Source organism: Rhabdaerophilum sp., from assembly GCF_046092605.1.
Taxonomy (GTDB): domain Bacteria; phylum Pseudomonadota; class Alphaproteobacteria; order Rhizobiales; family Beijerinckiaceae; genus Rhabdaerophilum.
Map to the genome: position 1 here is coordinate 1 of NZ_JBJTDY010000140.1, position 24,404 is coordinate 24,404.

The 24,404-nt window shown below is 65.4% G+C and carries 21 protein-coding genes and 3 pseudogenes; 14 read left to right on the forward strand and 10 right to left on the reverse strand.

Features of this window, described 5'->3' with window-relative positions:
- Positions 1–614 (reverse strand): annotated as a pseudogene (locus ACKODO_RS10495) (4Fe-4S ferredoxin); the annotation flags it as partial.
- 168 nt (positions 615–782) lie between these two features.
- On the opposite strand from ACKODO_RS10495, the gene ACKODO_RS10500 reads away from it, so the two are divergent.
- The 12 genes and pseudogenes from ACKODO_RS10500 to glp all read left to right on the forward strand — a co-directional run bounded on the left by ACKODO_RS10500 (position 783) and on the right by glp (position 12,167).
- Complete coding sequence (locus ACKODO_RS10500; protein ID WP_408983381.1) at positions 783–1,520, forward strand: biotin/lipoate--protein ligase family protein; 738 nt, start codon at positions 783–785, stop codon at positions 1,518–1,520.
- 13 nt (positions 1,521–1,533) lie between these two features.
- Positions 1,534–2,070: a DUF6505 family protein gene (locus ACKODO_RS10505; protein WP_408983382.1), complete on the forward strand. Its 537-nt coding sequence runs from the start codon at positions 1,534–1,536 to the stop codon at positions 2,068–2,070.
- Positions 2,067–3,164, forward strand: coding sequence for a DUF6352 family protein (locus tag ACKODO_RS10510; protein WP_408983383.1), 1,098 nt, complete (start codon positions 2,067–2,069; stop codon positions 3,162–3,164). Before ACKODO_RS10505 ends, ACKODO_RS10510 begins: the two co-directional genes overlap by 4 nt.
- A 4-nt stretch (positions 3,165–3,168) precedes the next feature.
- Positions 3,169–3,675: a DUF3305 domain-containing protein gene (locus ACKODO_RS10515; protein WP_408983384.1), complete on the forward strand. Its 507-nt coding sequence runs from the start codon at positions 3,169–3,171 to the stop codon at positions 3,673–3,675.
- A complete protein-coding gene (locus ACKODO_RS10520; protein ID WP_408983385.1) occupies positions 3,672–4,334 on the forward strand; it encodes a DUF3306 domain-containing protein in 663 nt (220 codons plus the stop codon). The genes ACKODO_RS10515 and ACKODO_RS10520 overlap by 4 nt, the downstream gene beginning before the upstream one ends.
- A gap of 144 nt (positions 4,335–4,478) precedes the next feature.
- Positions 4,479–5,285 (forward strand): molecular chaperone TorD family protein, encoded by an 807-nt coding sequence (locus ACKODO_RS10525; protein WP_408983386.1) that lies wholly within the window; start codon positions 4,479–4,481, stop codon positions 5,283–5,285.
- A 31-nt stretch (positions 5,286–5,316) separates the two neighbouring features.
- Positions 5,317–5,529 (forward strand): formate dehydrogenase, encoded by a 213-nt coding sequence (locus ACKODO_RS10530; protein ID WP_408983387.1) that lies wholly within the window; start codon positions 5,317–5,319, stop codon positions 5,527–5,529.
- Positions 5,530–5,539: 10 nt separating this feature from the next.
- Complete coding sequence (locus tag ACKODO_RS10535; RefSeq protein WP_408983388.1) at positions 5,540–8,506, forward strand: formate dehydrogenase subunit alpha; 2,967 nt, start codon at positions 5,540–5,542, stop codon at positions 8,504–8,506.
- A 15-nt stretch (positions 8,507–8,521) separates the two neighbouring features.
- Positions 8,522–9,118: a formate dehydrogenase FDH3 subunit beta gene (gene fdh3B, locus ACKODO_RS10540; RefSeq protein ID WP_408983389.1), complete on the forward strand. Its 597-nt coding sequence runs from the start codon at positions 8,522–8,524 to the stop codon at positions 9,116–9,118.
- Positions 9,119–9,199: 81 nt separating this feature from the next.
- On the forward strand, positions 9,200–10,210 hold the full coding sequence (locus ACKODO_RS10545; protein WP_408983433.1) for a formate dehydrogenase subunit gamma: 1,011 nt from the start codon (positions 9,200–9,202) through the stop codon (positions 10,208–10,210).
- 172 nt (positions 10,211–10,382) lie between these two features.
- A pseudogene (mobB, locus tag ACKODO_RS10550) lies at positions 10,383–10,904 on the forward strand (molybdopterin-guanine dinucleotide biosynthesis protein B); the annotation flags it as partial.
- A gap of 3 nt (positions 10,905–10,907) precedes the next feature.
- Positions 10,908–12,167, forward strand: coding sequence for a gephyrin-like molybdotransferase Glp (glp, locus tag ACKODO_RS10555; protein ID WP_408983390.1), 1,260 nt, complete (start codon positions 10,908–10,910; stop codon positions 12,165–12,167).
- 37 nt (positions 12,168–12,204) lie between these two features.
- Here the strand turns inward: glp and ACKODO_RS10560 are convergent, their stop codons facing one another.
- The 3 genes from ACKODO_RS10560 to fdhD all read right to left on the reverse strand — a co-directional run bounded on the left by ACKODO_RS10560 (position 12,205) and on the right by fdhD (position 13,920).
- Complete coding sequence (locus tag ACKODO_RS10560; RefSeq protein WP_408983391.1) at positions 12,205–12,333, reverse strand: hypothetical protein; 129 nt, start codon at positions 12,331–12,333, stop codon at positions 12,205–12,207.
- Positions 12,334–12,411: 78 nt separating this feature from the next.
- Positions 12,412–13,032: a molybdenum cofactor guanylyltransferase MobA gene (mobA, locus tag ACKODO_RS10565; RefSeq protein WP_408983392.1), complete on the reverse strand. Its 621-nt coding sequence runs from the start codon at positions 13,030–13,032 to the stop codon at positions 12,412–12,414.
- Positions 13,033–13,920, reverse strand: a complete 888-nt coding sequence (gene fdhD / locus ACKODO_RS10570; protein WP_408983393.1) for a formate dehydrogenase accessory sulfurtransferase FdhD — start codon at positions 13,918–13,920, stop codon at positions 13,033–13,035. It lies immediately after the preceding gene.
- Between the two features lie 197 nt (positions 13,921–14,117).
- Here fdhD and ACKODO_RS10575 point away from each other — a divergent pair.
- Positions 14,118–15,184, forward strand: a pseudogene (locus ACKODO_RS10575) (NAD(P)/FAD-dependent oxidoreductase).
- On the opposite strand, the gene ACKODO_RS10580 reads toward ACKODO_RS10575, so the two are convergent.
- Both ACKODO_RS10580 and ACKODO_RS10585 read right to left on the reverse strand, forming a co-directional pair.
- On the reverse strand, positions 15,176–15,739 hold the full coding sequence (locus tag ACKODO_RS10580; protein WP_408983394.1) for an aminoacyl-tRNA deacylase: 564 nt from the start codon (positions 15,737–15,739) through the stop codon (positions 15,176–15,178). The pseudogene ACKODO_RS10575 and the gene ACKODO_RS10580 sit on opposite strands and share 9 nt — an antisense overlap.
- Before the next feature lie 57 nt (positions 15,740–15,796).
- The gene (locus tag ACKODO_RS10585; RefSeq protein ID WP_408983395.1) at positions 15,797–16,702 is read right to left on the reverse strand and encodes a metallophosphoesterase family protein; all 906 of its coding nucleotides are present in this window, start codon (positions 16,700–16,702) and stop codon (positions 15,797–15,799) included.
- Between the two features lie 150 nt (positions 16,703–16,852).
- On the opposite strand from ACKODO_RS10585, the gene ACKODO_RS10590 reads away from it, so the two are divergent.
- Positions 16,853–17,350 (forward strand): GNAT family N-acetyltransferase, encoded by a 498-nt coding sequence (locus tag ACKODO_RS10590; protein WP_408983396.1) that lies wholly within the window; start codon positions 16,853–16,855, stop codon positions 17,348–17,350.
- Here ACKODO_RS10590 and ACKODO_RS10595 read toward each other — a convergent pair whose 3' ends face one another.
- The 4 genes from ACKODO_RS10595 to ACKODO_RS10610 are packed head-to-tail and all read right to left on the reverse strand — an operon-like array spanning position 17,351 to position 24,238.
- The gene (locus ACKODO_RS10595) at positions 17,351–19,471 is read right to left on the reverse strand and encodes a hypothetical protein (RefSeq protein WP_408983397.1); all 2,121 of its coding nucleotides are present in this window, start codon (positions 19,469–19,471) and stop codon (positions 17,351–17,353) included. It abuts the gene before it with no gap.
- Entirely contained in the window at positions 19,468–22,281 is a 2,814-nt protein-coding gene (locus ACKODO_RS10600; RefSeq protein ID WP_408983398.1) for a DUF4159 domain-containing protein, read from the reverse strand. The genes ACKODO_RS10595 and ACKODO_RS10600 overlap by 4 nt, the downstream gene beginning before the upstream one ends.
- Complete coding sequence (locus tag ACKODO_RS10605; RefSeq protein ID WP_408983399.1) at positions 22,278–23,240, reverse strand: DUF58 domain-containing protein; 963 nt, start codon at positions 23,238–23,240, stop codon at positions 22,278–22,280. Before ACKODO_RS10605 ends, ACKODO_RS10600 begins: the two co-directional genes overlap by 4 nt.
- Positions 23,240–24,238 (reverse strand): AAA family ATPase, encoded by a 999-nt coding sequence (locus ACKODO_RS10610; protein ID WP_408983400.1) that lies wholly within the window; start codon positions 24,236–24,238, stop codon positions 23,240–23,242. The genes ACKODO_RS10605 and ACKODO_RS10610 overlap by 1 nt, the downstream gene beginning before the upstream one ends.
- Positions 24,239–24,404 lie beyond the last annotated feature (166 nt).

The following is a 24,404-nucleotide window of genomic DNA, read 5'->3' on the forward strand; positions in this document are numbered from 1 at the left end:
GCGAGCGCAAACCCGTCGAGCATCAGTTCGAACGTGCCGAGATGGCCCTTGGCCTGCCGGATGACGCCGCAGGCGATCGGAAAGTCGCGGTTGCGCGGCGGCACCACGGCGCCGGGCTTCGCGAGCATCACGGTGATATCCAGCGTATCGGCGAGGCGCGCCGCGACCTCAAGGGCCACCTCGTCGCGACCATAGACCAGCGTCACGCCCTGGCTTTCCATCGTGAAGAACGGCAGCGCCGGCATGGGCAATTGCGCGGTCGCGAGCAGCGCCGCCATCTTCGGGCCAGCCGTGGCCCCCTCGCTTCCCCAGCCTGCGCGGTCGCGGATGTCGACGAAACGCGCCTCGCCCGCGAAGCCCGCTTCGGAAAGGCCGGTGCGCAGGCTGGCCTGCTCCTGCTCGCAGGCGATGGTGACCGTGCTCGCGCCCGCGAATCGACCGAGCAGATGGCGATCCGCGCCACAGAGCTGCGAACAGGCGACGATCGCCGGCTCCTGCCCGGCCGCCTTCAGTCCGCGGGTGATCACCGCCTCATCGGGTGAGAAAGTCCGCTCGCAGGAGCAAAGCGCCAGAATCGCGCCCTTGCGCGGCGTGGAGGAAATGTCTGCCATCATGTCCCTCGGGCGGGCGCGGGGTGTTGGTTGTTCCGTTCTTGGCCCCCGGCCCTTGTCGTTCGAACAAAAACGTTCAAATAACGCTAGGGCCGGAGAAGCAAGGGGGCAAGGCAAGAGAACCCCGCTGGCCAAAACGAGGGGGGAGGGCGGTTCAACGCCCCGCATCGCATGCTGACGAATGCCGAAACCACGAAATTCCCGCCGCTGGTGAAACCCTGTCGCCTGCGCGAGATCGAGGATTCCTTTGAGATCGCAAAGGCGCGCGCGGCCGAGTTTGGCGCGGGCTCGATGTTCTATGTCGGCCGCTTCGCGCTGATTGATTTCGCGCTCGTGCTGGAGCCGGAGGAGCCGCTGCGGCTTTCCCGCAAGATCTTGTTTGCTGGCATGAATGCTCTGGCCGAGACGCTCGCAAACATCGCGCCGCCCGAATTGCCCATCGAATTCGTTTATCCCGCCTCGCTCCATTTCGATGGCGCGCTGATCGGCGGCGGGCGCATCGCCTGGCCGGAGGGGTGCGGCGAGGATGACGTGCCGGAATGGCTTGTCTTCGGCGCGATGATCCGCGCGGGCGGCATGCGCGATCTCGGCATCGGGCTTTCGCCCAGCGTCACCACGCTCGATGACGAGGGGTTCGATGCGTGGAACCCCGAGGAATTCGCGGCGAGTTTCGCCCGGCACTTCATGATCGAGGCGGATAGCTGGGCCGAGAAGGGCTTCCGCGCCATCGGCCCGCGCTATCTCGAGCGCCTGCCGAGGATGAAGGGTGATGTGAAGCGCGGCATCGACAGCAATGGCGATCTCCTCGTGCATCGCAATTCGACCGATGCCCCCGAGCGCCTGCCGCTGCTCAGCCGCATCAACCCGCCGGAATGGTATGACCCGGCGGAAAACGAGCCGCGCGGCTGAACCGGAAAGGACGATGATGAAACTCCTGCGCACCATCCGGCTCGATCCGTCCGACGCCTTTGTCTTCACCCGCGCGGCGGAAACGGGCGAATGGGCCGTGCCCGGCACGTTTCTGTTCTGGGAACGGCCGGTGGAGACGCTGATCGGCAAGGAGCGCGCGGCCTTCCGCTCCGGTCTGCTCGGCATTGCGAGCTTCGGCTGGTCGACCCTCGCGACCATCGTGGAGGCGACGGAAGAGGAGCGCGCGGCCGCCGTGGAAGCCCTCGCGCAGCGCCTGCTCACCGATTGCGGCGCGCCGGATATGGAAGCGGCACGCGCGGCGGCGGAGGCGGAAATCGCCACATCCGCTGAACTCGCGGAGCCGGTTGTCGGCACGCTCGTCGCCATCCATCGCAGCGTGGAAAACGGCGAGATCATCGAGCGCTTCCGCACCCTGCTGCCGGGCACGGATGACCGGCATGGCCGCGTTTTCGAATTCGTGGAAGAACCGGATGATATCGAGGAACAGGTCGATCTGCTCGGCCTCATGAAGGAGGGTCAGGCCCGATGAGCCAAGCCGATACCCGCCAAGCCCCTACCCGCCAAGCCCATAACCATGACCACAAGGTCGTCGCCACCGCGCCGCGCGAGGCTTCCCCCATCCATGACGATTTCTGGGTGGCGAGCGGCCATCACCTTGTGGATCGGGGCGAGGAAGGCGGGCTTGTCATCACCGATGCCTTCCTCGCAGCCTATCTCGCCCGGCCGGAACTCGTGCCGCCGGAAGAGGCCTGCCCGGTGGAGCGCGGGCTCCATGCCAGCCTGCTCGCCGAGCCGCGTCGAGTCGTGCCCCCGGATGAACTCGCTCTCGTCGCGGATGAAGATGCCCGCGAAAATCTTGGCTATTTCCTGGCCTTCCGCGATCACCTCCTGGCGCACCCGACGCTGGAAGCGGCCTATCTCGCGCTGGTCACCAGGGGCAAGCCGCGCCTGCCGGTCATCTTCATGGGGCATCTCGCGCATGTCATCGCGCGGAACGCCTTCGATGAGGTGACCGATGGCTGGGCCCTGCGCGCGGCGGAATGCTTCTACCGCGCCCAGCGCCTCACCTTCCATGAAGGCCGCGCGCTGCTCGCCGATGCCGAGACCATCGAGACCCACGAGCATGATCGCACCCATTCGCCGCTCCTCTCGATGCTGGGCGGGCCGGCGGTATCGGAGCTTGAAGTGCTGAATGACACGAATGCCGGGACCTATCGCGCCCGCTCGGATGCGCATGATCTCGTGCTCGACATCACCGATCTCGCAGGCGGCCGCGCCGCGATGGCCCGCGCCATGACGCGCTGGATCGCGCATCTCACCGGGATCGCGATCGAATTCACCCCCGTCGAGCGGTTCTCGGGCCATGATTTCGGCTGGTTCCTGTCGCTCGATCAGGATGGAACGGCCTTCTCGAACAAGGTGTGGCGGGGCGAGAACCTGGAAGACGAGGAGGCCTCGCGCGTGCTCGCCCTCTTCACCTTCACGCTGCCGGATCATCCGCGCCTCGAGGCGGGCAAGCGCGGCGCGGCCGGCTTTGCGGTGCTGGGTTCCAGCGCGGATCGCTTCGTGCGCATCAAGCCGCAGAACCTCATCGCGGGCCTGCCGCTCGCAGCCGGAGAGTGATCCCATGCTGGTGGAAGAGGTGATCCCCGTCGCCGTCATCGTGGACAAGAAGAAGGCCGCGAGCCCCTGGCTCAACCATATCTGGGTGCCGGCGCGGGTCGTGACCGGTCTGCCCGAGACCGAGCCAATGACCCTTGTGGCGCGCGATGGCGAGAACGAGAGCTATTTTGCGGGCTCGACGAGCCTCGTCTTCGCCTCCACGGAAACCGCGAATTACCGCGACAACCTGCTCACCGGCCAGCCGACGCTCTGGGTGGTTTTGCGCATGGGCGAGCTCGATGCCTATGTCAGCGTCGTCGCCGTCACGGCCGACCCGGCCGAGGGCGAGGCGCACACGGAATCGGGCTCCAACATCGTCGAGCCGCTGCCGATGCCTCCGGAGATCGCCGCGCAGCTCGCGGCCTTCGTGGACCGGCACCATGTCGAGCGCGAGTTCTTCAAGCGCAAGCGCGACCGGGTGAACCCCGATGCCCTCGCGCATCGCCGGCACGGCCGCGGAGGCGAGGCATGAGCGTGGAAGACCCGAATCGCCCGGAGGGATTTCTCAGCCGCTGGTCACGCCGCAAGCGCGAGATCGCCGCCGGGGAAGCGGCGGTCGCGCCGGTTTCCGGCTCCGAATCGGCAGAAACCCCCGCCCCGCTCGTTGAACCGGAGGAGGAGGTTGATCTGTCCCTCCTACCGGATATCGAGACGCTCACGGCAGAGAGCGACATCACGCTATTCCTGAAAAAGGGCGTGCCGGAAGCCCTGAAAAACGCCGCATTGCGCAAGATGTGGAGCGCCGATCCGGCCATCCGCGACTACATCGGACCGGTCGATTACCAGTGGGATTTCAACGATCCGATGGGGGTCCCCGGCTTCGGGCCCCTGGGCTCTGATGTCGATGTCGAGGCGCTGCTCCGGCAGGTTATCGGCGAGCCGAAAAAAGCCGTCGCAACGATCGCTTCCGAGGGCGAAACGGTCCAGAATCCGGCCATTGTTACGGAGACAGAACCATCAGCTTATACGAAAGTCGAAGAACCCTCTTCCGAAGAAGCTGACGGACAGGTTGTTGCAGCAGTAAGTCTCTCAAAAAACGACGAAAATTTTGGCTCATCGCCTTGTCCCGCTTGTGATGGGGTCGAGACGGAGCCAAGACCCCGCCGCCACGGGGGGGCATTGCCTCCGTGACCCAACGCCGCAGGCCTTGCCTGCCCATAGGAATGGCCTATTTTTTTTAAGACTAGTCTATCTTACTATGTCCTCGGTTCCGTCAGAAAACGCCGCGGGCCGGACAGATAATCAAAAGGCGGGTTTACCGCCGATCGGAGAGCAATGAGGGACTCCGGTTTACAAGCCGCGCTGCAGTCTGCGGGTGGAGCTTCCGCTCTCGCGCGCATGCTTGGCTTGGCTCAGCCATCGATTTCCGGATGGAATCGTATTCCCGCCGAGCGTGTGGCGGCAGTCGAGGCGGCTACGGGCGTTGCGCGTCATGTCCTGCGCCCTGATCTCTATCCCTCCGAAGATGGTGTGTCGGTCCCCGTGGTGCTGGATCCGATCGACGAGGCTCGCGCTCAACTTTACCTGCTTTTCGCCAATCTCCTCCTGCGCGTTCCGGACGAGCGCATCCTGATCGGCCTGCGCCAGCTTGGCGGGGATGACGGGGCGCTCGGTGAAGCATTGCGCGGGCTCGCCGCCCAGGCGGACGTTACCCGTGCTGAGGAGATCGCCCGCGAGCATTTCGACCTGTTCATCGGCGTGGGACGGGGCGAATTGCTGCCCTTCGCTTCCTATTATCAGACCGGCTTTCTCTATGAGCGTCCTCTGGTGCGCGTGCGCTCCGACATGCGCCGCCTCGGGCTGGAGCGTGGCGAGGAATTCCAGGAGCCGGAAGATCATCTCGGTTTCCTGATGGAGACCATGTCCGGCCTCATCGCCCGCCGCATTCCCAGCGAAGCGCGCGAGGAGAGGGCCTGTTTCGAGCGCCATCTGAAGCCGTGGGTCGATCGCTTCTTCGCCGATCTCGAGAAGATGGATGCGCAACCTTTCTACCGGGCCGTCGGACGGCTCGGAACAGTCTTCATGGCCATCGAGCGCGAGGCTTTTGCGCTTGATGGCGAGGTAACGCCGGATGCCGCCTGAGGCGGACCGCAATCGAGGGGAGAAGATCGCGATGACGAGCGACACGAAAAAAGTGCCCGACCGCCCGGATGAATCCCGCCGCACCTTCCTGCGGACAGGGCTTGTGGGTGCAACGGCAACCGCGATCGGCGCGGGCGCGATCGCAACGCCGGCTGCGGCCAGCGAGAGCGATTCCGAGAAGAAGAAGGCGCGGTATCAGGAAACCGCGCATGTGAAAAAATATTATCAGACCAACCGCTACTGAGGAAAACGCCATGCTCATCAAGCGCAAGGAAGGTCAGGCGCCACGCGGCGCATTCCTCTCCTCCGTCAACGGCCTCGTTGCCGAGCGGCTCGATCGCCGTTCGTTCCTGCGGCGCTCTGGCCTTGCGGCCGGTGGTCTCGCGGCTCTCGGCTCCCTTTCCGTCGGCACGGTTCGTGAGGCTCGGGCGAAGATGCCCGTCCCCGGCAAACCGGTGGATGTGAAGACCAATATCTGCACCCATTGCTCGGTGGGCTGCACGGTGAAGGCCGAGGTGCAGGAAGGTGTCTGGGTCGGGCAGGAGCCGGCCTGGGACAGCCCCATCAACCGCGGCACGCATTGCGCCAAGGGTGCTGCGGTTCGCGAACTTGTGAAGGGCGAGCGCCGCCTGAAGTATCCGATGAAACTCGTCAACGGCGAGTGGCAGCGCATCTCCTGGCAGCAGGCCTTCGACGAGATTTCGAAGAAGATGCTGGAAATCCGCCAGGCTTCCGGCGCTGATTCGGTGTGGTTCCTCGGCTCGGCGAAGTTCTCGAATGAAGGGGCCTACCTGTTCCGCAAGTTCGCGGCCTTCTGGGGCACCAACAACGTCGATCACCAGGCCCGCATTTGCCACTCCACCACAGTGGCGGGCGTGGCGAACACCTGGGGCTATGGTGCGCAGACCAACTCGTATAACGACATCCGCAATTCCAAGACCATGATCATCATGGGCGGAAACCCGGCGGAAGCGCATCCGGTCTCGCTCCAGCACGTCCTCTCCGGCAAGGAGATCAACCGCGCGAACATGATCGTGATCGACCCGCGCATGACCCGCACGGCCGCCCACGCGACCGAATATGTCCGCATGCGTCCGGGCACGGATATCCCGGTCATCTGGGGCATGCTGCACCACATCTTCAAGAACGGCTGGGAAGACAAGAAGTTCATCGAAAGCCGCGTCTACGGCATGGAGATGGTGAAGAAGGAATGCGAAAAGTGGACGCCGGCGGAAGTCGAGCGGGTCACCGGCATTCCCGGCGCCCAGCTTGAGAAGGTCGCGAAGACCTTCGCGCTCGAGAAGCCGGCGACCCTCATCTGGTGCATGGGCGCCACGCAGAAGACCGTCGGCACGGCCAATGTCCGCGCCTTCTGCACCTTGCTGCTTGCCACGGGTAACGTGGGTTCGGCCGGCACGGGTGCCAACATCTTCCGCGGCCACTGCAATGTGCAGGGCGCGACCGACCTCGGCCTCGATGTCACGACGCTCCCGCTCTATTATGGCCTCGATGCGGGTGCCTGGGGGCATTGGGCGCGCGTCTGGGAAACCCCGGTGGATTGGCTCCGCGGCCGCTTCGACACCATCAAGGCGGCGGATGGCAAGGATGTCTCCACCATGGAGATGCCGGGCATCACCTCGACGCGCTGGTTCGATGCGGTCACCCTGCCGAAGGAGCAGGTGGGCCAGAAGGACAATGTGAAGGGCATCGTGGTGTTCGGCCATGGCGGCAACACCGTCACGCGCATGCCGGAAATGACCAAGGGTCTCGAGAAGCTCGATCTCGTGGTGGTTGCCGACCCGCATCCAACCACCTTTGCGCATATCTCGAACCGCAAGAACGGCACTTATCTGCTGCCGATCTGCACCCAGTTCGAGTGCTCGGGTTCGCGCACGGCTTCCAACCGCTCCATCCAGTGGGGCGAGAAGGTGGTCGATCCGATCTTCGAGAGCGCGAACGATTACTGGGTCATGCATCAACTCGCCCAGAAGCTTGGCTTCGCCGACCAGATGTTCAAGAACATTAAGATGGTGAAGGGCAAGTATGGCGAGGAGCCGGAGCCCGAATCCATCCTCCGCGAGATCAACCGCGGGGGCTGGTCGACCGGCTATTGCGGCCAGTCGCCGGAGCGGCTCAAGGCGCATATGAAGCACCAGGACAAGTTCGATCTTGTCACGCTGCGCGCGCCGAAGGATGCGCCGGAAGTGGGCGGTGACTTCTACGGCCTGCCCTGGCCGTGCTGGGGCACGCCGGAATACCGGCACCCGGGCACGCACATCCTCTACAACACCAATGTGCATGTGAAGGATGGCGGCGGCACCTTCCGCGCCCGGTTCGGCGTGGAATACGAGGAGCCGCAGGCCGATGGCTCCAAGAAGAAGATCAACCTGCTCTCGGAAGGTTCGTATTCCGAAGGCTCTGAGATCAAGGACGGCTATCCGCAATTCACCCTGGGCGTGCTGAAGCGCCTCGGCTGGGACAAGGATCTCACGGAGGCGGAACTCTCGGTCATCAACCGCATCGGCGGCAACAACCCGGATAACGTCTCTTGGGCGATCGACCTCTCGGGCGGCATCCAGCGCGTGGCCCTCGAGCATGGCTGTATCCCGTTCGGCAACGGCAAGGCCCGCGTGAACGCGTGGAACCTGCCGGACCCGATCCCCGTGCATCGGGAGCCGATCTACACGCCGCGCACCGATCTGGTGGCGCAGTACCCGACCAGGCCGGACTTCCGCCAGTTCCGCGTGCCGAATATCGGCTTCACGGTTCAGAAGGCAGCGGTGGACAAGGGGATCGCGAAGGAATTCCCGATCATCCTCTCCTCGGGGCGTCTCGTGGAATACGAGGGTGGCGGTGAAGAGACCCGCTCCAACCCTTGGCTCGCCGAACTGCAGCAGGACATGTTCGTCGAAATCAACCCCGCGGATGCGGCCGATCGTGGCATCCGCGATGGCGGCTGGGTCTGGGTCACCGGTGCCGAGAACAACTCCAAGGCCCGCATGAAGGCGCTCGTCACCGAGCGTGTGGGCAAGGGTGTCGCATGGATGCCGTTCCACTTCGGTGGGTGGTTCCAGGGCGAGGACCAGCGCGCGAAATACCCCAAGGGAACGGATCCCTATGTCTTGGGCGAAAGCGTGAACACCGTGACGACCTATGGCTATGATCCCGTCACCGGGATGCAGGAAACCAAGGTCACGCTCTGCCAGATCCGTGCGGCGTAAGGGAGGAGAGACACCATGGCTCGCATGAAATTTCTCTGCGACGCGGATCGCTGCATCGAATGCAACGCCTGCGTCACCGCCTGCAAGAACGAGCACGAGGTGCCCTGGGGCATCAACCGTCGCCGTGTCGTCACCATCACTGACGGCAAGCCCGGTGAACGCTCGGTCTCCATGGCCTGCATGCACTGCACGGATGCGCCCTGTGCCTCCGTTTGTCCGGTCAGCTGCTTCTACACCACGGCGGATGCGGTGGTGCTGCACTCGAAGGACCTGTGCATCGGCTGCGGCTATTGCTTCTACGCCTGCCCGTTTGGCGCTCCGCAATATCCCAAGACGGGCAACTTCGGTTCGCGCGGCAAGATGGATAAGTGCACCTACTGCGCCGGCGGTCCCGAGGCGGATAATGCCTCGGCCGAACTCGATAAATATGGCCGCAACCGCCTCGCCGAGGGCAAGCTCCCGCTCTGCGCGGAGATGTGCTCGACCAAGGCCCTGCTGGCTGGTGATGGCGATATCATCGCTTCCATCTACAAGGAGCGTGTCGCAAAGCGCGGCTATGGTTCCGGTGCCTGGGGCTGGAAGGTCGCCTACAAGGAAACCATCGCCATCTGAGGCGATGCACGAGAAAGCGTGAGGCGGGGAACCCCGCCTCAACCCAACAATAAACCGAACATAAGGGGGCTTATCGTGTCGATGTCCTTCTCCCGTTTCCTTCGTGGTTGCCAGGTCAAATCCGGTTTTGGCGCGCTGCTTCTTGCGGCCTTCTTCATGGCCGCCCCTGTCGCGGCCCAGAGCGTCAACCCCACCGCGCAATCGGTGAAGGAAGAGCAACTCATGCAGGCGCTGAAACCTGGCGAGCAGTTATCCGGCCGCATCTCCATCCCCGATCCGAAGGCCGCGAGCCTCATCCAGTCCGGCCGTGAATGGCGCGCCTTCAACCAGGAGACCCTGCATGCGCTGGGCACTTGGACGTTCCTTGGCATGGTCGCGCTGTTGATCGGGTTCTACCTGCTGCGCGGCAAGATCCGCATCGATGCGGGGCCTTCGAACCAGCGTATCCTGCGCTTCAACATGGTCGAGCGCTTTGCCCACTGGCTCTCTGCCGTCAGCTTCATCATCCTCGCCATCACGGGCGCTAACGTCACCTTCGGCAAGCTGCTGCTGGCCCCGGTGATGGGCCCTGAGGCCTTCGCCGCCTGGGCGCAATACGCCAAGTATATTCATAATTATGTTGGCTTTGCCTTCATGGCGGGCGTGCTGCTGGTGTTCCTCGTCTGGGTGAAGGACAATCTCCCGAACGCGGTGGATCTTCGCTGGTTCGCGGCGGGCGGGGGGCTGCTCTCCAAGGGAAGTCACCCTCCGGCGAAGCGTTTCAATGGTGGCCAGAAGATCGTGTTCTGGTCAGTCGTGATCGGCGGCTTCCTTCTCTCGCTCTCGGGCTGGTTTCTGCTCTTCCCGTATTCGACCACGCTGGCTGACGTGCAGTGGCACGCGACTATCCATGGCGTCACCGCCTACGTGATGATCGCGCTGATGCTGGCACACGCCTATATCGGCTCCATCGGCATGGAAGGCGCCTTCGATGCCATGGGTTCCGGCGAGGTCGATCTCAACTGGGCCAAGGAGCACCATTCGCTCTGGGTCGAGGAAGAAATGAAGAAGGGCACGCTGCATCCGCATGCTGCCGGGCAGCCGGCCGAGTAACGGCCATGCACTCGCCGGGAGCATTTTCAAGGGCAAGGGTTCCTGTTTGCAGCGGGAAAATGTAACCGAACAAGAGATTGGGTTTGATCTGCCTCAGTCAGATCGGGAACCGCTGAAGACTTGAAAAGGGCGCGCCAGCGCCCTTTCTTGTTCGGGTAGCAGAGGGGGGGCGGCATTGCGGGTAATCGGACTGGCGGGGTGGAGCGGCGCAGGCAAGACGACGCTCGTTTCGAAACTCATCCCCACCCTCGTGCAGCGGGGGTATCGTGTCTCCACCGTGAAGCATGCCCACCACAGCCTCGAGATCGATCAGCCCGGCAAGGACAGCCACACCCATCGCGTGGTGGGGGCCACCGAGGTGCTGGTATCATCCGCGAACCGCTTCGCCCTGATCCACGAATTGCGCGACGAGCCGGAATTCGCCCTGCGGCAATTGCTGGCCCGGCTCGGCCCGGCGGATCTCGTGCTGGTCGAAGGGTTCAAGCGCGAGACCCATCCGAAGATCGAGGTTTTCCGTGCCGCCAATGGCCGTGAGCCGCTGCATCCCGTTGATCCGATGATCCGCGCCGTCGCCACGGATTCGCCCTTCGCCGATGTCCCCCTGCCGCAGGTGCACCTCGATGACATCGAGGCCATCGCCGATCTCGCCATCCGTTTCGCGCTGCCGCGCGCCGAACTGCTCGCCGGGAGCTGAGCGATGGCGCAACTCAGCCCGGATTCCTTTGCCTTCGGCGGCAGGCTGCGCCGCCTTGATGATGCGCTGGACGATCTTACGATCCGCCTTGCGGGCCTCAGCGAAACCGAAACCGTGCCGGTGATGCAGGCCATCGGCCGGGTGCTGGCGCATGAGGTGCGGAGCTCCTTTGCGATCCCGAATTTCGACAATTCCGCCGTCGATGGCTATGCCGTGGGCTTCGCCGATCTCGCAGCCTCCGGCGAGACGCGGCTGCCCGTCTCCTTGCGCATTCCCGCCGGGATGATTGGCGTGCCGCCTCTGCCGCCCGGCACGGCCGCGCGCATCTTTACCGGCGCGATGATGCCTGCCGGGGCCGATACGGTATTCATGCAGGAAGATGTGTGCACCGAGGGCGAAACGGTTCTCCTGCCGCATGGCCTGAAGCTGGGCTCCAACCGACGTTTCGCCGGCGAGGATTTTGCGAAAGGGGCGGCCATCGTTCCGGCGGGCACGCGGCTGAAGCCGCAGCATCTCGCGGGCCTCGCGGCCGCTGGCCGGTCAGTGGTCACCGTGCGGCGACGACTTCGGGTCGCGATCTTCTCCACAGGCAACGAGATCCGCGAACCGGCTCCGGAGGCCCCCGAGCCCGGCTGCCAATATGATGCGAACCGCGCGATGCTTGCGGGCTTGCTCGCGGCACGTGGCATAGAGATCATCGATCTGGGCATCCTGCCGGATGATCCCGGCATCATGGCGCGGGCCCTGAAGGACGCCGCGAAGGCCAACGATGCAATCCTCACCTCTGGTGGCGTCTCCACCGGTGAGGAAGACCATGTGAAGGCTGCGATCGAGGCGGCGGGGCGGCTGGATTTCTGGCGTCTCGCCATCAAACCCGGGCGGCCCATCGCCATGGGCACATTGGAAGGCACGCCTTTTCTTGGCATGCCGGGCAATCCGGCTGCGGTGTTTGTCACATTTTTGCGTTTCGTCGGGCCAGTGCTCGACATGCTCGCCGGCGCGAAACCGCTGCGGCCCGCGCCCATCCCCGTACCCAGCGGCTTCGATTACCGCAAGAAGGCCGATCGGCGTGAATATCTCCGCGTCAGCCTCGCGGCCGGAGCGGGTGCGCGCATGATGGCGCAAAGATTCCCGAAGGATGGCGCCGCGCTGATCTCATCGCTCATCGCGGCGGATGCGCTGGCGGAACTCGGCGAGGACATCACGGAGATCAAAGCGGGAGAGACGATCCACGTCCTCCCGCTCGCAGGTCTGCTGAGCTGAAATCAGCGGGGCAGGGCGGGTGATGCCCTCGCCTCGCTCAGAGGCGCACGCCAGTGGTCGCGAAGCTCTGCGACGCCGTCTTCTGGTAGCTTGCGTTGAGAATGAAGCTCGCGCCGAAGCTGATCGCGAGAATCACAGCGCAGGAAGTCAGGAACGCTTTCATCATTGCCCTCCGGAAAGTCCGGGCCGCTTATGCGACCTCGTTCGAATGTGCCCGGCCTGTCGACCGAACCTCTTTTCCTTTTTAGGGCCTTGTGGCCCCGGCGACAAGCGCGGCCAATCGTTCCGCCTCGCTCAATTCGTCGGGCGTGTTCACGTTGAAGAACGGATCGAACGGCTCCACCGGCCACTCCGCCGTTGCGCAGCCGAAACGGCCGGTGAAACGGTCGATCTTGCGCTCGCCGGCGGCCATGGCCGCGCGCAGTTCCTCGCGCAGGGAAACCGGCCAGAGCCCGATCACGGGATGCGTCCAGCCACCCGAACCGGCGCAGGCCAGCGGCACGCCCGCCGCCTGCCGCGCTTCCTCCAGCCTTCCGGCGAGATCATGCGGAATGAAGGGGCAATCGCCGGGCACGCTGAGCACGTCGCCGGCCATTCCCCGCGCCGCCGCCCAATCGAGCCCCGCGAGAATGCCCGCGAGCGGCCCCGGGAAATCGCCTTCCGCATCCGCCACAACCGGCAGGCCGAAGGGCGCGAAACGATCGGGGTCGCCATTGGCGTTCAGCACCAGCGCACGCCCATCCCTCGCCACGCGGGCGAGCACATGGCTGAGGATCGGCACGCCCCGGAGCACCTTCAGCGGCTTGTCGCCGCCGCCCATGCGTGTGGCGCGTCCGCCCGCGAGAATCACCACCGCGAGGCTCATTCAATCCTCCCCGCCTGCGCCCTTGCGGCGATGCTTCGCGCTCTCCTCGGGCACATAGGCGAGATCCTGATCATGGATGAGCCGATCCGCGCCGGAGAGCACGACGAAGCGCTTGCCCCGCGCGCGACCGATGAGCGTGAGCCCGGCCTTCCGCGCGAGTTCCACGCCCCAGGCGGTGAAGCCCGAGCGCGAGACCAGAGCCGGAATGCCCATGCGTACGGTCTTGATAACCATTTCGGAGGTAAGCCGACCTGTCGTGTAGAACAGCTTGTTTTCCGGACTCATGCCGTGTCGGTGCATGTAGCCCGCGATCTTGTCCACGGCGTTGTGGCGGCCCACATCCTCCAGATAGATCAGCGGGCGATCCTCCTCCGCGAGTACGCAGCCATGGATGGCGCCGGCCTCAAGATAGAGCGAGGGGGTCTGGTTGATCTTGCGGGTGAGGGCATAGAGCCAGGAGGTGCGGATCTTCGCTTGTGGCAATTCCGCTTTCTTGATCACGTCCATCAGGTCGCCGAAGACCGTGCCCTGCGCGCAGCCCGAGGTCTGCACCCGCTTCTTCAGCTTTTCCTCGAAATTGGTCTCGCCGTCGGTGCGGACGACCACCACGCCGAGTTCCTCGTCGTAATCGACGCCGGTGATCTCATCCTCCGGTTTCAGCATGGCCTGGTTGAGGAGGTAGCCGATCGCGAGATATTCCGGGTGGTCGCCGATCGTCATCATGGTGACGATCTCGCGCGAATTGAGGAAGAGCGTCAATGGACGTTCCACCGTCACGCGGGTTTCGATGGGCTCCCCGGCCTCGTTGAAGCCGGTGACCGGCACGGAAAGGCGCGGATCATCCGGGTCCGGGCGGAGCCGGTAATCGCTCAGGAAGTCAACGGGCATTGGCGAGCCATTCCTCTCGTCCGCCTGCGCAGCAAGGCCGCTGGCGGAACCTTGTCCTTGAATCGGGATCATAGGTCGGATCACGGCGAAAGCGAGGGCCTGCCTTTCCCTCCGCGCAATGCCTTTTTCCTTGCCAAGCCCGGCCAAACTCGCGCATGGAGGGTCTTGTCGACTGCTCTCTCAAGGGTTTGAAGTCCATGAGCGAATCCCTGATCCGAACCGATTGCCTCATCATCGGCGCGGGCCCCGTGGGCCTTTTTGCCGTGTTCGAACTCGGTCTGCTGGATATCAAGTGCCACCTCGTGGACATTCTCGGCAAGCCCGGCGGGCAATGCTCGGAGCTTTATCCCGAGAAGCCGATCTACGACATTCCCGGCTTCCCCATGGTCACCGGGCAGGGGCTGGTCGATAACCTCATGGCGCAGATCGCGCCCTTCGGCCCCACCTTCCATTACGGCGAGATGGTGAGCGAGGTGCATCGGCTCGGCACGCCGGAAGCACCGCTCTTCCGCGTGAAGACCGATGCCGGCACCGAATTTGAGGCGAAGACCGTGGTGATCGCCGCGGGTGGGGGCTCCTTCCAGCCGAAGAAGCCGCCGATCGAGGGGATCGAGGCCTATGAAGGCGGTTCGGTGTTCTATGCCGTGCGCAAGATCGAACCATTCCGCGGCAAGCGCGTGCTGATCATCGGCGGCGGCGATTCCGCGCTCGACTGGACGCTGAACCTCCAGCCCGTCGCCGAGCGCGTGACGCTGCTGCATCGCCGAGACGATTTCCGCGCCGCCCCGCATTCCGTCGCGCAGATGCGCGAACTGGTGGCTTCGGGTAAGATGGATCTCGCGATCGGGCAGGTCACGCGCCTGGAGGGGACCGCGCCGGAACTCTCGGGTGCGATGTGCAAGGCGGCGGATGGCAGCGAGTTCCGCGTGGCATGCAACCGCATGCTGCCCTTTTTCGGTCTCACGATGAGCTCGGGCCCATCGCGGACTGGGGGCTGAACCTGCATGAGAATCTCATTCCGGTGGATACCGAGAAATTCGAGACGAGCGAGCCCGGCCTTTTCGCCATCGGCGACATCAACACCTATCCGGGCAAGCTGAAGCTGATCCTCTCCGGCTTCCATGAGGGAGCGCTGGCGGCGCAGAAGGTGCACCGTTATGTGTTCCCGGAAAAGCGGCTGGTGTTCCAATACACGACTTCATCCACCAGCCTTCAGCGCAAGCTGGGCGTGAAGGACGAGCCGGCCGCGCCGCCGTCAGCGTGACGAATCGATCCTGGCGATGCGCGCGGCAATTACACGCGTGAGGATTTTGGTCGGCACGGACATGATCAGGTCGGGGCTGCCGGCCATGCACCAGACGCGCCCGAGATTTACGAGGGTCTCGTCCATGATGATCGGCAGTCGATGGGTCGGCAAGAAGGGCGGCAGGCATTCAGGCGGAAAACCAGTGATGCGCTCGGTCGTTGCGGCGTCAACCCGCTCCAGCACCTCCCCGACGATCTGCGCCAGCGCACGTTCGCCCACATTCGTTGTGGCGGAAGCCAGAACCAGCATGGGCTTCTTCGTCGTCTTGCCCCGGAAGACAATGGCACGCAACAGCGCGCTGGGTTCTGTGCCGCAGGCTGCGGCAATGGTCTGGGGATCAACGGCCTCCGCCGGCAGACGTCTGAGGGAGTAGGGGATCCCGCCCCGCATGGCCGTGTCGATCACGCGACGAACAGCAACCGGAACCTCTTCGAGCTTGACTTCCGCAGCCGCGGATACCTGCGTTGCATCCATGCCGATGAAATTGTTCAAAACCGACTGAGTAGAGGTCATACATGCAATCTCCCAACCCGCAGGCAGAGTGCACATCAATCGTTAATCCACCGTTTTCTACAGGGTCAGCAGCCCCACCCGGGACACGATCCGGCTGTCGAGAGCGATCCCTCGCCGTTCGACATGCACGGCCTGTTCGGAGCCCGGCACAATCCGCATCAGATTGTATTCCGCCAGATGCTGGACCGTGCCGGGAACGGCAGATGCCGATCCCACGCCCACAACCGGGATTTGTGCGCGAGGCCCGGCAATCCGCTGAACCGAGAAAGAGTGATTATGCCCGTGCAGCACCAGTTCGGCCCCATGTTTCCGAAGAATCCTTTCAAAGCGCCGGGCATCGGTGAGGCCACGCCCGAATTTCACCCCTCGCGTCACCGGAGGGTGGTGCAGCATCACAATTCGGAATAGATGCTGGCGGCCGGTTTCCTCGAGCAGGCGCGCAAGCTTCTCGCCCTGCTTCTGCCCCATGGTTCCGGTGGCGAAGAAAGGCATTGTGGGCACCCCGGTATTCACACCGATGAGTGCGACATTCTGTCGCACCCGAAGATAGGGAAATCGCTCCTCCAGCGGCTTCTTCCTCGGCGATTCATCGCCATCGGAGCACATGAAGGGCGCGAAGACCTCATCCATCGCCGGCAGGGAGCCGCGCACATAGGCATCGTGATTGCCGGGTATGACGCTGACATCCGTTCCGCTGCCCAGGGTTTCAACCATGCGCGCCGCGACCGGAAATTCCGGAGGGTAGCCGACATTCACGAGGTCGCCCGTCAGCGCGATATGATCGGGCTTGTGCCGACGGATATCGGCGATGATCGCTTCAAGTACCGCCATGCTATGAATGGTGGCGCGGGCGCGGTGCCAGTTCAGCACGCCGGTGAGGCGTTTGTTCGCCATCGCCCGGAAAGGCATGGCGGGCAGAGGACCGATATGGGGATCGGAGAGATGAGCCAGCAGAAGGGTCACGGCGCGCCTGTCTCGCCCTCGGCCGAAGAGGCGGGGCGCTCCGGGTTCGTCTCTTATGATGTGGCGCATGCGTCAAGAGGCGAAACGCCGCCACTGCCCGCCCTCCGGCATCGCTTGACTTTCGCGCCATGGCGGTGGAAGCGCGGGGACATGACGGAACTCTCCCTCACGATCGAAGCCGCGAAGGCCAGCGACGAACCGGCCATCGAGAAACTGCACCAGCGTGCCTTCGGCCCCGGTCGCTTTGCGCGCACGGCCTATCGCATCCGCGAGCAGGCAAATGCGGCGGAATCGCTCACTTTCGTGGCGCGTGTGGGTTCGCTGCTGGTGGGTTCGGTGCAGTTGACGCCGGTGCGGCTGGGCGAGGCGCGCGCCTTCATGCTCGGCCCGCTCACGGTGGAACCGGCCTTCGAGAAGCGCGGCATCGGCGCGGCGCTGCTGCAGCGCTGCGAGCAGGCGGCGCGGGCGATGCGCTCGGACGCGATCTTCCTCGTGGGGGATGAGCCCTATTACAGCCGCCACGGCTACAAGCGCGTGCCCATGGGCCGCGTGCGCTTGCCGGGTCCGGTCGATCCCGGCCGGCTGCTCGTCCTGCCGCTGACCGGGACCGGGGCGAGCCTCTCCGGCCCGCTGGTTGCCGCGCGCTGATCAGGCCGAACCGCGCGGCTGGCGGCGACGCCCTTCGCCGAACCACATGGCGATGAGCGGCAGGAGCAGCAGCCCCAGCCCGAGGAAACCCAGGCCGAGTGGCGTGATGGTGATGCCGCGGAGAATCGAGGCGTTATTCGGCTTCAGGCCGATATAATCCGAGCCCGCGAAGCGGCTGCCGGAACGGATATCCACGATGCGCGGCACGGCGACCGTGCCATTCGCTGCGATCCGCCGCACCGAGCCGCCGGTCCATTCCGCCACGGGCTGAAGCATCTCGGTCGTGGAGATCACCTGCCGGAACTCGCGCGGGTTGGGCGGGCCGGCATTCGCGAAGGCGATGAGCCCGCCATTGGTGGCGCGATGCAGGCCGGCGCGGCGGATCGTCACCTCCGCCTGCCAGAGGCCTGGCTCGGTCTCGGCGAGCGAGATCGGCAGGGTTTCCCCGGCGGGATTCGTCAGTTCGACATCGCCCGGCGGGCCGCCGATGGTGCGTCGCTCGACCATGAGGCGATTGCCGCTGACCATGAGGCGCAAGGCCTCTTCTTCCAGCTCCGGCTCCTTCATCAGCCAATGCGAGAGGCGGCGCAGCACATCGAGATAGGGGCCTCCGCCCTGATAGCCGCGCGCCCAGAGCCAGACGTGATCGGACAGGAAGAGCCCTACGCGACCCTTCCCCTCGCGCTTCAGCACGAGAAGCGGCAGGCCATCGGCGCCGGTCATCAGGCCCTGCCCGTCGCGCGGACGCGCCGCGATCTGCCGAAACCAGGGCGACCAGCGCGCGGCCTTCACGGCAATCGGCCCGGTGCCTTCATTCGCTCCGTCAAGCTTGCGCGTCACCGGATGCTTCTGGCCGAGATCGGTGACTTCCGCGCGATAGGGCCGCTCGATGATCGATCCCGTGGGCTCGGCCGGCATGATGTCCTTCAGCGGCGTGGTGAGAAGCCCGTTGCGCGCCACGAATTCCGGCCCCACCGCGAAGAGCATTGCCCCGCCATCACGCACATAGCGCACCATGTTCTCGAAATAGAGCGTGGGGAGAAAGGTCTGGTTCGAGTAGCGGTCGAAGATGATGAGATCGAATTCCTTGATCTTCTGCACGAAGAGTTCGCGCGTGGGGAAGGCGATCAGCGACAGTTCGTTGGTGGGCGTGCCGTCCTGCTTCTCCGGTGGGCGCAGAATGGTGAAATGCACGAGATCGACATTGGGGTCGGCCTTGAGCAGGTTGCGCCAGGTGCGCTCGCCATTATGGGGCTCGCCGGAAACCAGCAGCACGCGCAATTTCTCGCGCACGCCCTCGATGGGGATGGCGAGGATGTTGTTGAGGCCGGTGAGTTCGCCCGGCGCGGTTTCGATGCCGACCTCGAACAGGTTCAGCCCCGCGCGATCGAGCTTGAGGAGGACGCGGAAGGGCACGCCGGGCACCACGGGGCGGGCGGGCAGCGTCTCGCCATTCTGGCGCAAGGTGAGGCGAAGCGGCGCGGCGCTTTCCCCTTGGACTTCCACCCGAATGATGGCCGTGATCTCCTTGCCGACGAGGCCGAAGCGCGGCGCTTCCACCAGTTCGATGCGGCGATCGAATTCATTCGCGCGGCCTGTGATCAGCCCATGGAAGGGCGCGGAGAAGCCGAGGCGCGCGCGCTCGTCCGGCACATCATGCACCACGCCATCGGTGATGGCGATCACGCCCGCGAGGCGATCCCGCGGAACGTCACGCGTTGTGGCGGAGAGCGTTTCGAACAGGCGCGTGCCATCCGAGGAGCCCTCACGCTCGAAAACATCCACCATGCGGATTTCGGTATTGGGCCGACGCTTCAGTGCTTCGGTAACCTCGCGGAGCGTCTCCTCCGTCTCGGCGGGCCGCGTCGCGAGGTTCTGCGAGCCGGAACGATCCACCACCACCGCGACGATATCGTTCAGCGGGTCGCGCTCCTCGTTCACGAGGCGAGGATCGGCAAGGCCGAGACAGATGAGAAGCGTCGCGGCCAATCGCAGCCAGGCGCCGCGCTTGCCGCGGAATACGAGCACAAGGCAGACGCCCAGCGCCAGCACGGCAAAGCCGATCAGCACCGGCCAGGGCAGGAAGGGCGCGAAATCGAGGCTCAGCCGGTCGGCATTCATTGCCCCAGCCTTTCAAGGAGCGCCGGCACATGCACCTGATCGGCCTTGTAGTTGCCGGTCATTACATACATCACGATGTTAACGCCGGTGCGCAGCGCGAATTCGCGCTGCCGCGGCTCGCCCGGCACGAGCGGGAAGAGCGGCTGCCCGAGCCGATCCACCGCCCAGGCTGCGGCGAGATCATTGCTCGTGATGATCAGTGGCGACACGCGATCGCCCGCGCGGGCCGGCACCTTCGTATCGCGCGGGCCGGAAATCGCCTCCACCCAGGTATCCCCCGCGACATAGCGGCCGACCATGCGGTCGAGCAGGTAGAAGGTCTTCGTCAGCACATGATCCGCCGGCACCGGCTCCAGCGCTGGAATATCGAGCGAGGCGAGCATCCGGCGAAGCGCGCGCGTCTCGGCCGAGGGCTGGCCGCCGGAGCGCTGGGCGAAGGCATCGCGCGTGTCGAACACCACCGTGCCGCCATTCTTCATGTAGGCATCGATGGCGCGGATTGCGGCTTCCGGCGGGCGCGGCTGGTCCGGCAGCACGGGCCAGTAGATCATCGGGAAGAAGACGAGTTCGTCCTTCTCCGGGTTGATGCCGACCGGCTCGTCGAGGCTGATGGCCGTGCGCTGCTGCAGGATCTGCCCGAGGCCCAGAAAGCCGGCCCGGCTGGCCTCGTCCACGGATGCGTTGCCGGTGATGACGAAGGCGATGCGCGGGCGGAGAGCCGAGCGCATCTCTTCCGGCGTGGTGGTAATCGGCGGCGGCTGCGCCGGGTTCTGGTTCGCCGGCGGGGCGGCACCCTGCGCTTCCGCGCGTTGCGGCAGCATGGCCACAGCGCCGAGACCTGCGGCCAGCAGGGCAGCCGCTGTCGCCGCGCGGAAACCGCGACGCAGGCCACCGGTCGAGATCCAGAGAACAGCGAGGGCATCGGCGAGGATCAACAGGGCCGCAAGCGCCATGAACCATGGACGCAAATCAACCGAAGCGGCACCCGCCAGGCCCTGCACCGCGTGGCCCTGCCAGTCGATGCCGCGCAAGCCGTCATTCGTGCTCACGGCATTCACGGCCACGCTCGCCTCCGGCGGACCATAGAAGCCCGGCGGATTCTCGCGCGTGGCGCTGCCGGTGCGGCCCGGATCGAGCGGACGCGCGGTGGCGGGCGGTGCGGAAAGGGTTCCGAAACCATCGAGCGTGAGCCGCGCCGGCAGAAGCTCGCCGGCGGAGAACTGGCCCGGGCCGGCATTGGCATGGCTGGCGGCGAGTTGCAGGCAACGGCGGAGCATGTCGACGAAGATGCCCGAAAGCGGCAGATTCGACCAGCTTGTATCAGCCGTGACATGGAACAGGATGATCTGCCCCTTGCCGCGCGCGGCGGCCGAGACAAGCGGCGTGCCATCCTCCAGCACGGCCCAGCTCGCGCGTGTCAGGGTGGAATCCGGTTCTGCCAGCACCTGCCGCTCCACGCGAATCTCCTCGCGGATGGGAATGCCGTAAAAGGGCGAGCCCTCCGGGAAGGCACCGAGCTTCTGCGGCCTGTCCCATGAGAGCGCGCCGCCGAGGATGCGCCCGCCGCGACGCAGGCGCACCGGCAGGAGTTCGTCGCTCGCTGCCGCGAGGCCAGGGCCGGCAAAGCGGATCAGCGTGCCGCCATTCTCCACAAAGCGGCTCACCGTTTCCGCCGTGCTGCCCGAGAGCGTGCCGATATCGACGAGCACGAGAAGATCAGGCCGCTCTTCCAGCGCGCGCTCGATCGGGTCGGGCGTGCCACGCGCGGGCTCGCGCAGTTCGGAAAAGGGTTGCAGCGCGCGCGTGACGAAGAAGCGACCGGAGACCAGCGGCTGGGCGGTGTCGGTCGTCTCGCCCGTGATGATGGCCACGCGCCGGCGGCGGCTGGAGCCATCCACAAGCGCCACGGCCCCGGCATGGCGTGCTTCGGCCACTTCCAGCCGCGAGACGGCGTTCAGCAATTCGAGCGGCAGGGCAAGGCGGGCCTTGGCCTCCACGCCGCCCGCCTCGAAGGCGAAGGTCACATCACCCAGCGGACGGCCCCGATCATCGCTGGCCCGAAGCAGGCCCGCTTCCGCCCCACCCCGACCGCCGACGCGCAGAAGCGCGACATCAAGCCCTTCGGCGGAAGCGGAGACGCCGGCAATCGCCACCGGGCTCTTGTCGAGCGGGGAAAGGATGTTCACACGATTGCCATAGCCCGAAAGGAAAGCGGTGAGCCGCGCCTGTTCCGCTTGTGTCGTCACGCCGTCGGATACCCAGATTGCGCCGGCCTGCGGATCGGCATCCAGCAGCCGTTCGGCGGCGGTCAGCATCGCCTCGCGATCGGGACGGAAGGATTTCGGCGAAAGGCCCATCACCTTGGTGAGCGCGGTGCGTGCCGCTTCCGGAATGGCCTCGGGGCGATCATCGCTGGCGGTCAGCAGCACGATTGGGCGAGAGGGCTGGTCCGCAAGGATCGCGGAAACACGGTCGATGCGGGTCTTCCAGTCGCCTGCGGCGGCCCAGCCGTCATCGATCATCAGAACCAGCGGCCCCGAGCCGCCCGGCAAGGCCGTCGCGTCGGGCTGCCATCGCGGGCCGGCAACCGCGAGAATCACGGCTGCCGCGAGCGCGAGGCGAATCAGCAACAGCCAGAGCGGCGTGCGCGCGGGCTCGCGCTCGCGCCCCAGCAGATCCTTCACCAGCGGCAGGGTGGGAAGCGGCATGCGCTTCGGCGGCGGCGGGGTCAGCCGCAACAGCCAGTAAAGCGCGGGCAGCGCCACCAGCGCGATCAGAGCGAAAGGCGCGGCGAAAGCCAGGGCGCTCATGGTCTCGCCTCCTCGACATCGCCTTCGGGGAGGCGCGGCAGGACCGGAACCTGGCCGCCGATCAGCGCGGCGAGCATCAGCAGAACCTCCGCCGGGGGGCGATCCGTCACATGATGCAGGAAGCTGAAGCCGTGGCGCGTCGCGATGCGGCGGATTTCGGCCCGGTGAGCCAGAATGCGCTCGCGATAACGCCCGGCGACCTCGCCGGCCTCGCCGACGCGCCACAGATCGGGCGCCTCAAGCCCCTCGAATTCCACCTCGCCCACGAAGGGAAACTCCTCCTCCACGGGGTCGCGGACCATGACGATCGTGCCGCGCACGCCCTTGGCGGCAATTGCCTTGAGCCTGGCCGCAAAATCCTCGATGGGGAGAATGAAATCACCGATCAGCACCAGGCGATCCTGCCGGCGCAGCGGAACATCCGGCGGGAAGCCGCCGGTATCGGCCTCGATGCCCTGGGCGCGCAGCAGCGCCTCGGCCATGCGCGGGATGATCTGCCGCGAGGCCATCGGGTTGGTGCGCCCGAGAAGAGCCACCCGCTCGCCGGCATGCACGAGCATGTCGGCAAGCGCGAGGCCGAGCACGATGGCGCGGTCGCGCTTCGGTTTCTGCGCCAGCGACGAGACAAAATGCATCGAGGGCGAGAGATCGAACCAGATCGAATAGGACGAGGCGCTCTCCCATTCGCGCTCCCGCACATAGAGCCGGTCGTCGCGGGCCGAACGCCGCCAGTCGATGCGATGCGCGGCCTCCCCGGGCACGAAAGCGCGAAACTCCCAGAATTCCTCGCCGGGGCCCGGGCGACGACGCCCATGGATGCCCATGGCGAGTTGTGCCGCAACCTGCCGCGCCTCCACCGTGAGATGTTCGAGCACGCTCGACAGCGCCGCCGCCTCGCGCTGCAAGCCCGAGGGCAGGCTCTTGCCGTAGCGGGGAAGGGCGCGCGCAAGATCCGCCATCAGCGATACTTCGCCGTCAGGCCGGCGATGATGTTCCCGAGGGTTTCGCCTTCCGCACGGGCCGCGAAGGAGAGCGCCATGCGGTGCTTCAGCACGGGCTCCGCCAGCGCGATCACGTCTTCCATGGAAGGCGAGAGCCGGCCATCGATGAGGGCGCGGGCGCGGGCGGCGAGCATCAGGGCCTGCGAGGCGCGCGGACCCGGACCCCAGACGAGCTTCTCGGCCAGCGGCGTACCCGGCGCGGGACGGGCCGAGCGCACGAGATCGAGAATCGCATCGACGATCTGTTCGCCCACCGGCAGGCGGCGCACCAGGCGCTGCGCGGCGACGAGGCCCTCGGCGGAGAACACGGCCAGCGGCTCGGCATGCTCCGCGCCGGTGGTTTCGATCAGCATGCGGCGTTCTGCCGTGCGGTCGGGATAGTTCACGTCGATCTGCAGCAGGAAGCGGTCGAGCTGCGCCTCGGGAAGCGGGTAGGTGCCTTCCTGCTCGATCGGGTTCTGCGTTGCGAGCACATGAAAGGGGCGGGGCAGATCATGCCTCTGGCCGGCAATTGTCACGAAGCCCTCCTGCATCGCCTGCAGAAGCGCGGATTGCGTGCGGGGCGAGGCCCGGTTGATTTCGTCTGCCATCAGCAGTTCGGCAAAGACCGGACCCTTGATGAAGCGGAAGGCGCGCTTGCCGGGGGCGGGCTCCTCGAGGATTTCCGTGCCGAGAATGTCCGACGGCATCAGATCCGGCGTGAACTGCACGCGGCGGGCATCGAGCCCCAGAACCCTGCCAAGAGTCTCGACAAGCTTGGTCTTCGCAAGTCCCGGCACGCCGACGAGCAGCGCGTGCCCCCCCGCGAGCAGGGTGACGAGGGTTTCCTCGATTACCGTTTCCTGGCCAAAGATCACCTTCCCGATCTCGCCGCGCGCCTTCTTGAGGCTCTGGCCGGCCTCCTCGGCGAGGCGGACAAAGGAGGCGGCGAAATCCTTGGGTTCATGGGCCTGCATTTCGCTCTCCTCCTGATGGGTCTGAGGTCTTAAAATTCCGAGGTCTTGCAATTCCGAGATCCTGCAATCTGGAACGCAAGCCCGTTCTCGGCAATGCGGCAGCGCGGGTGCGGAAGCCGAATCCCCATCACAGTTCCGGCAACCCGCTAACCTGTCTGATCAACTC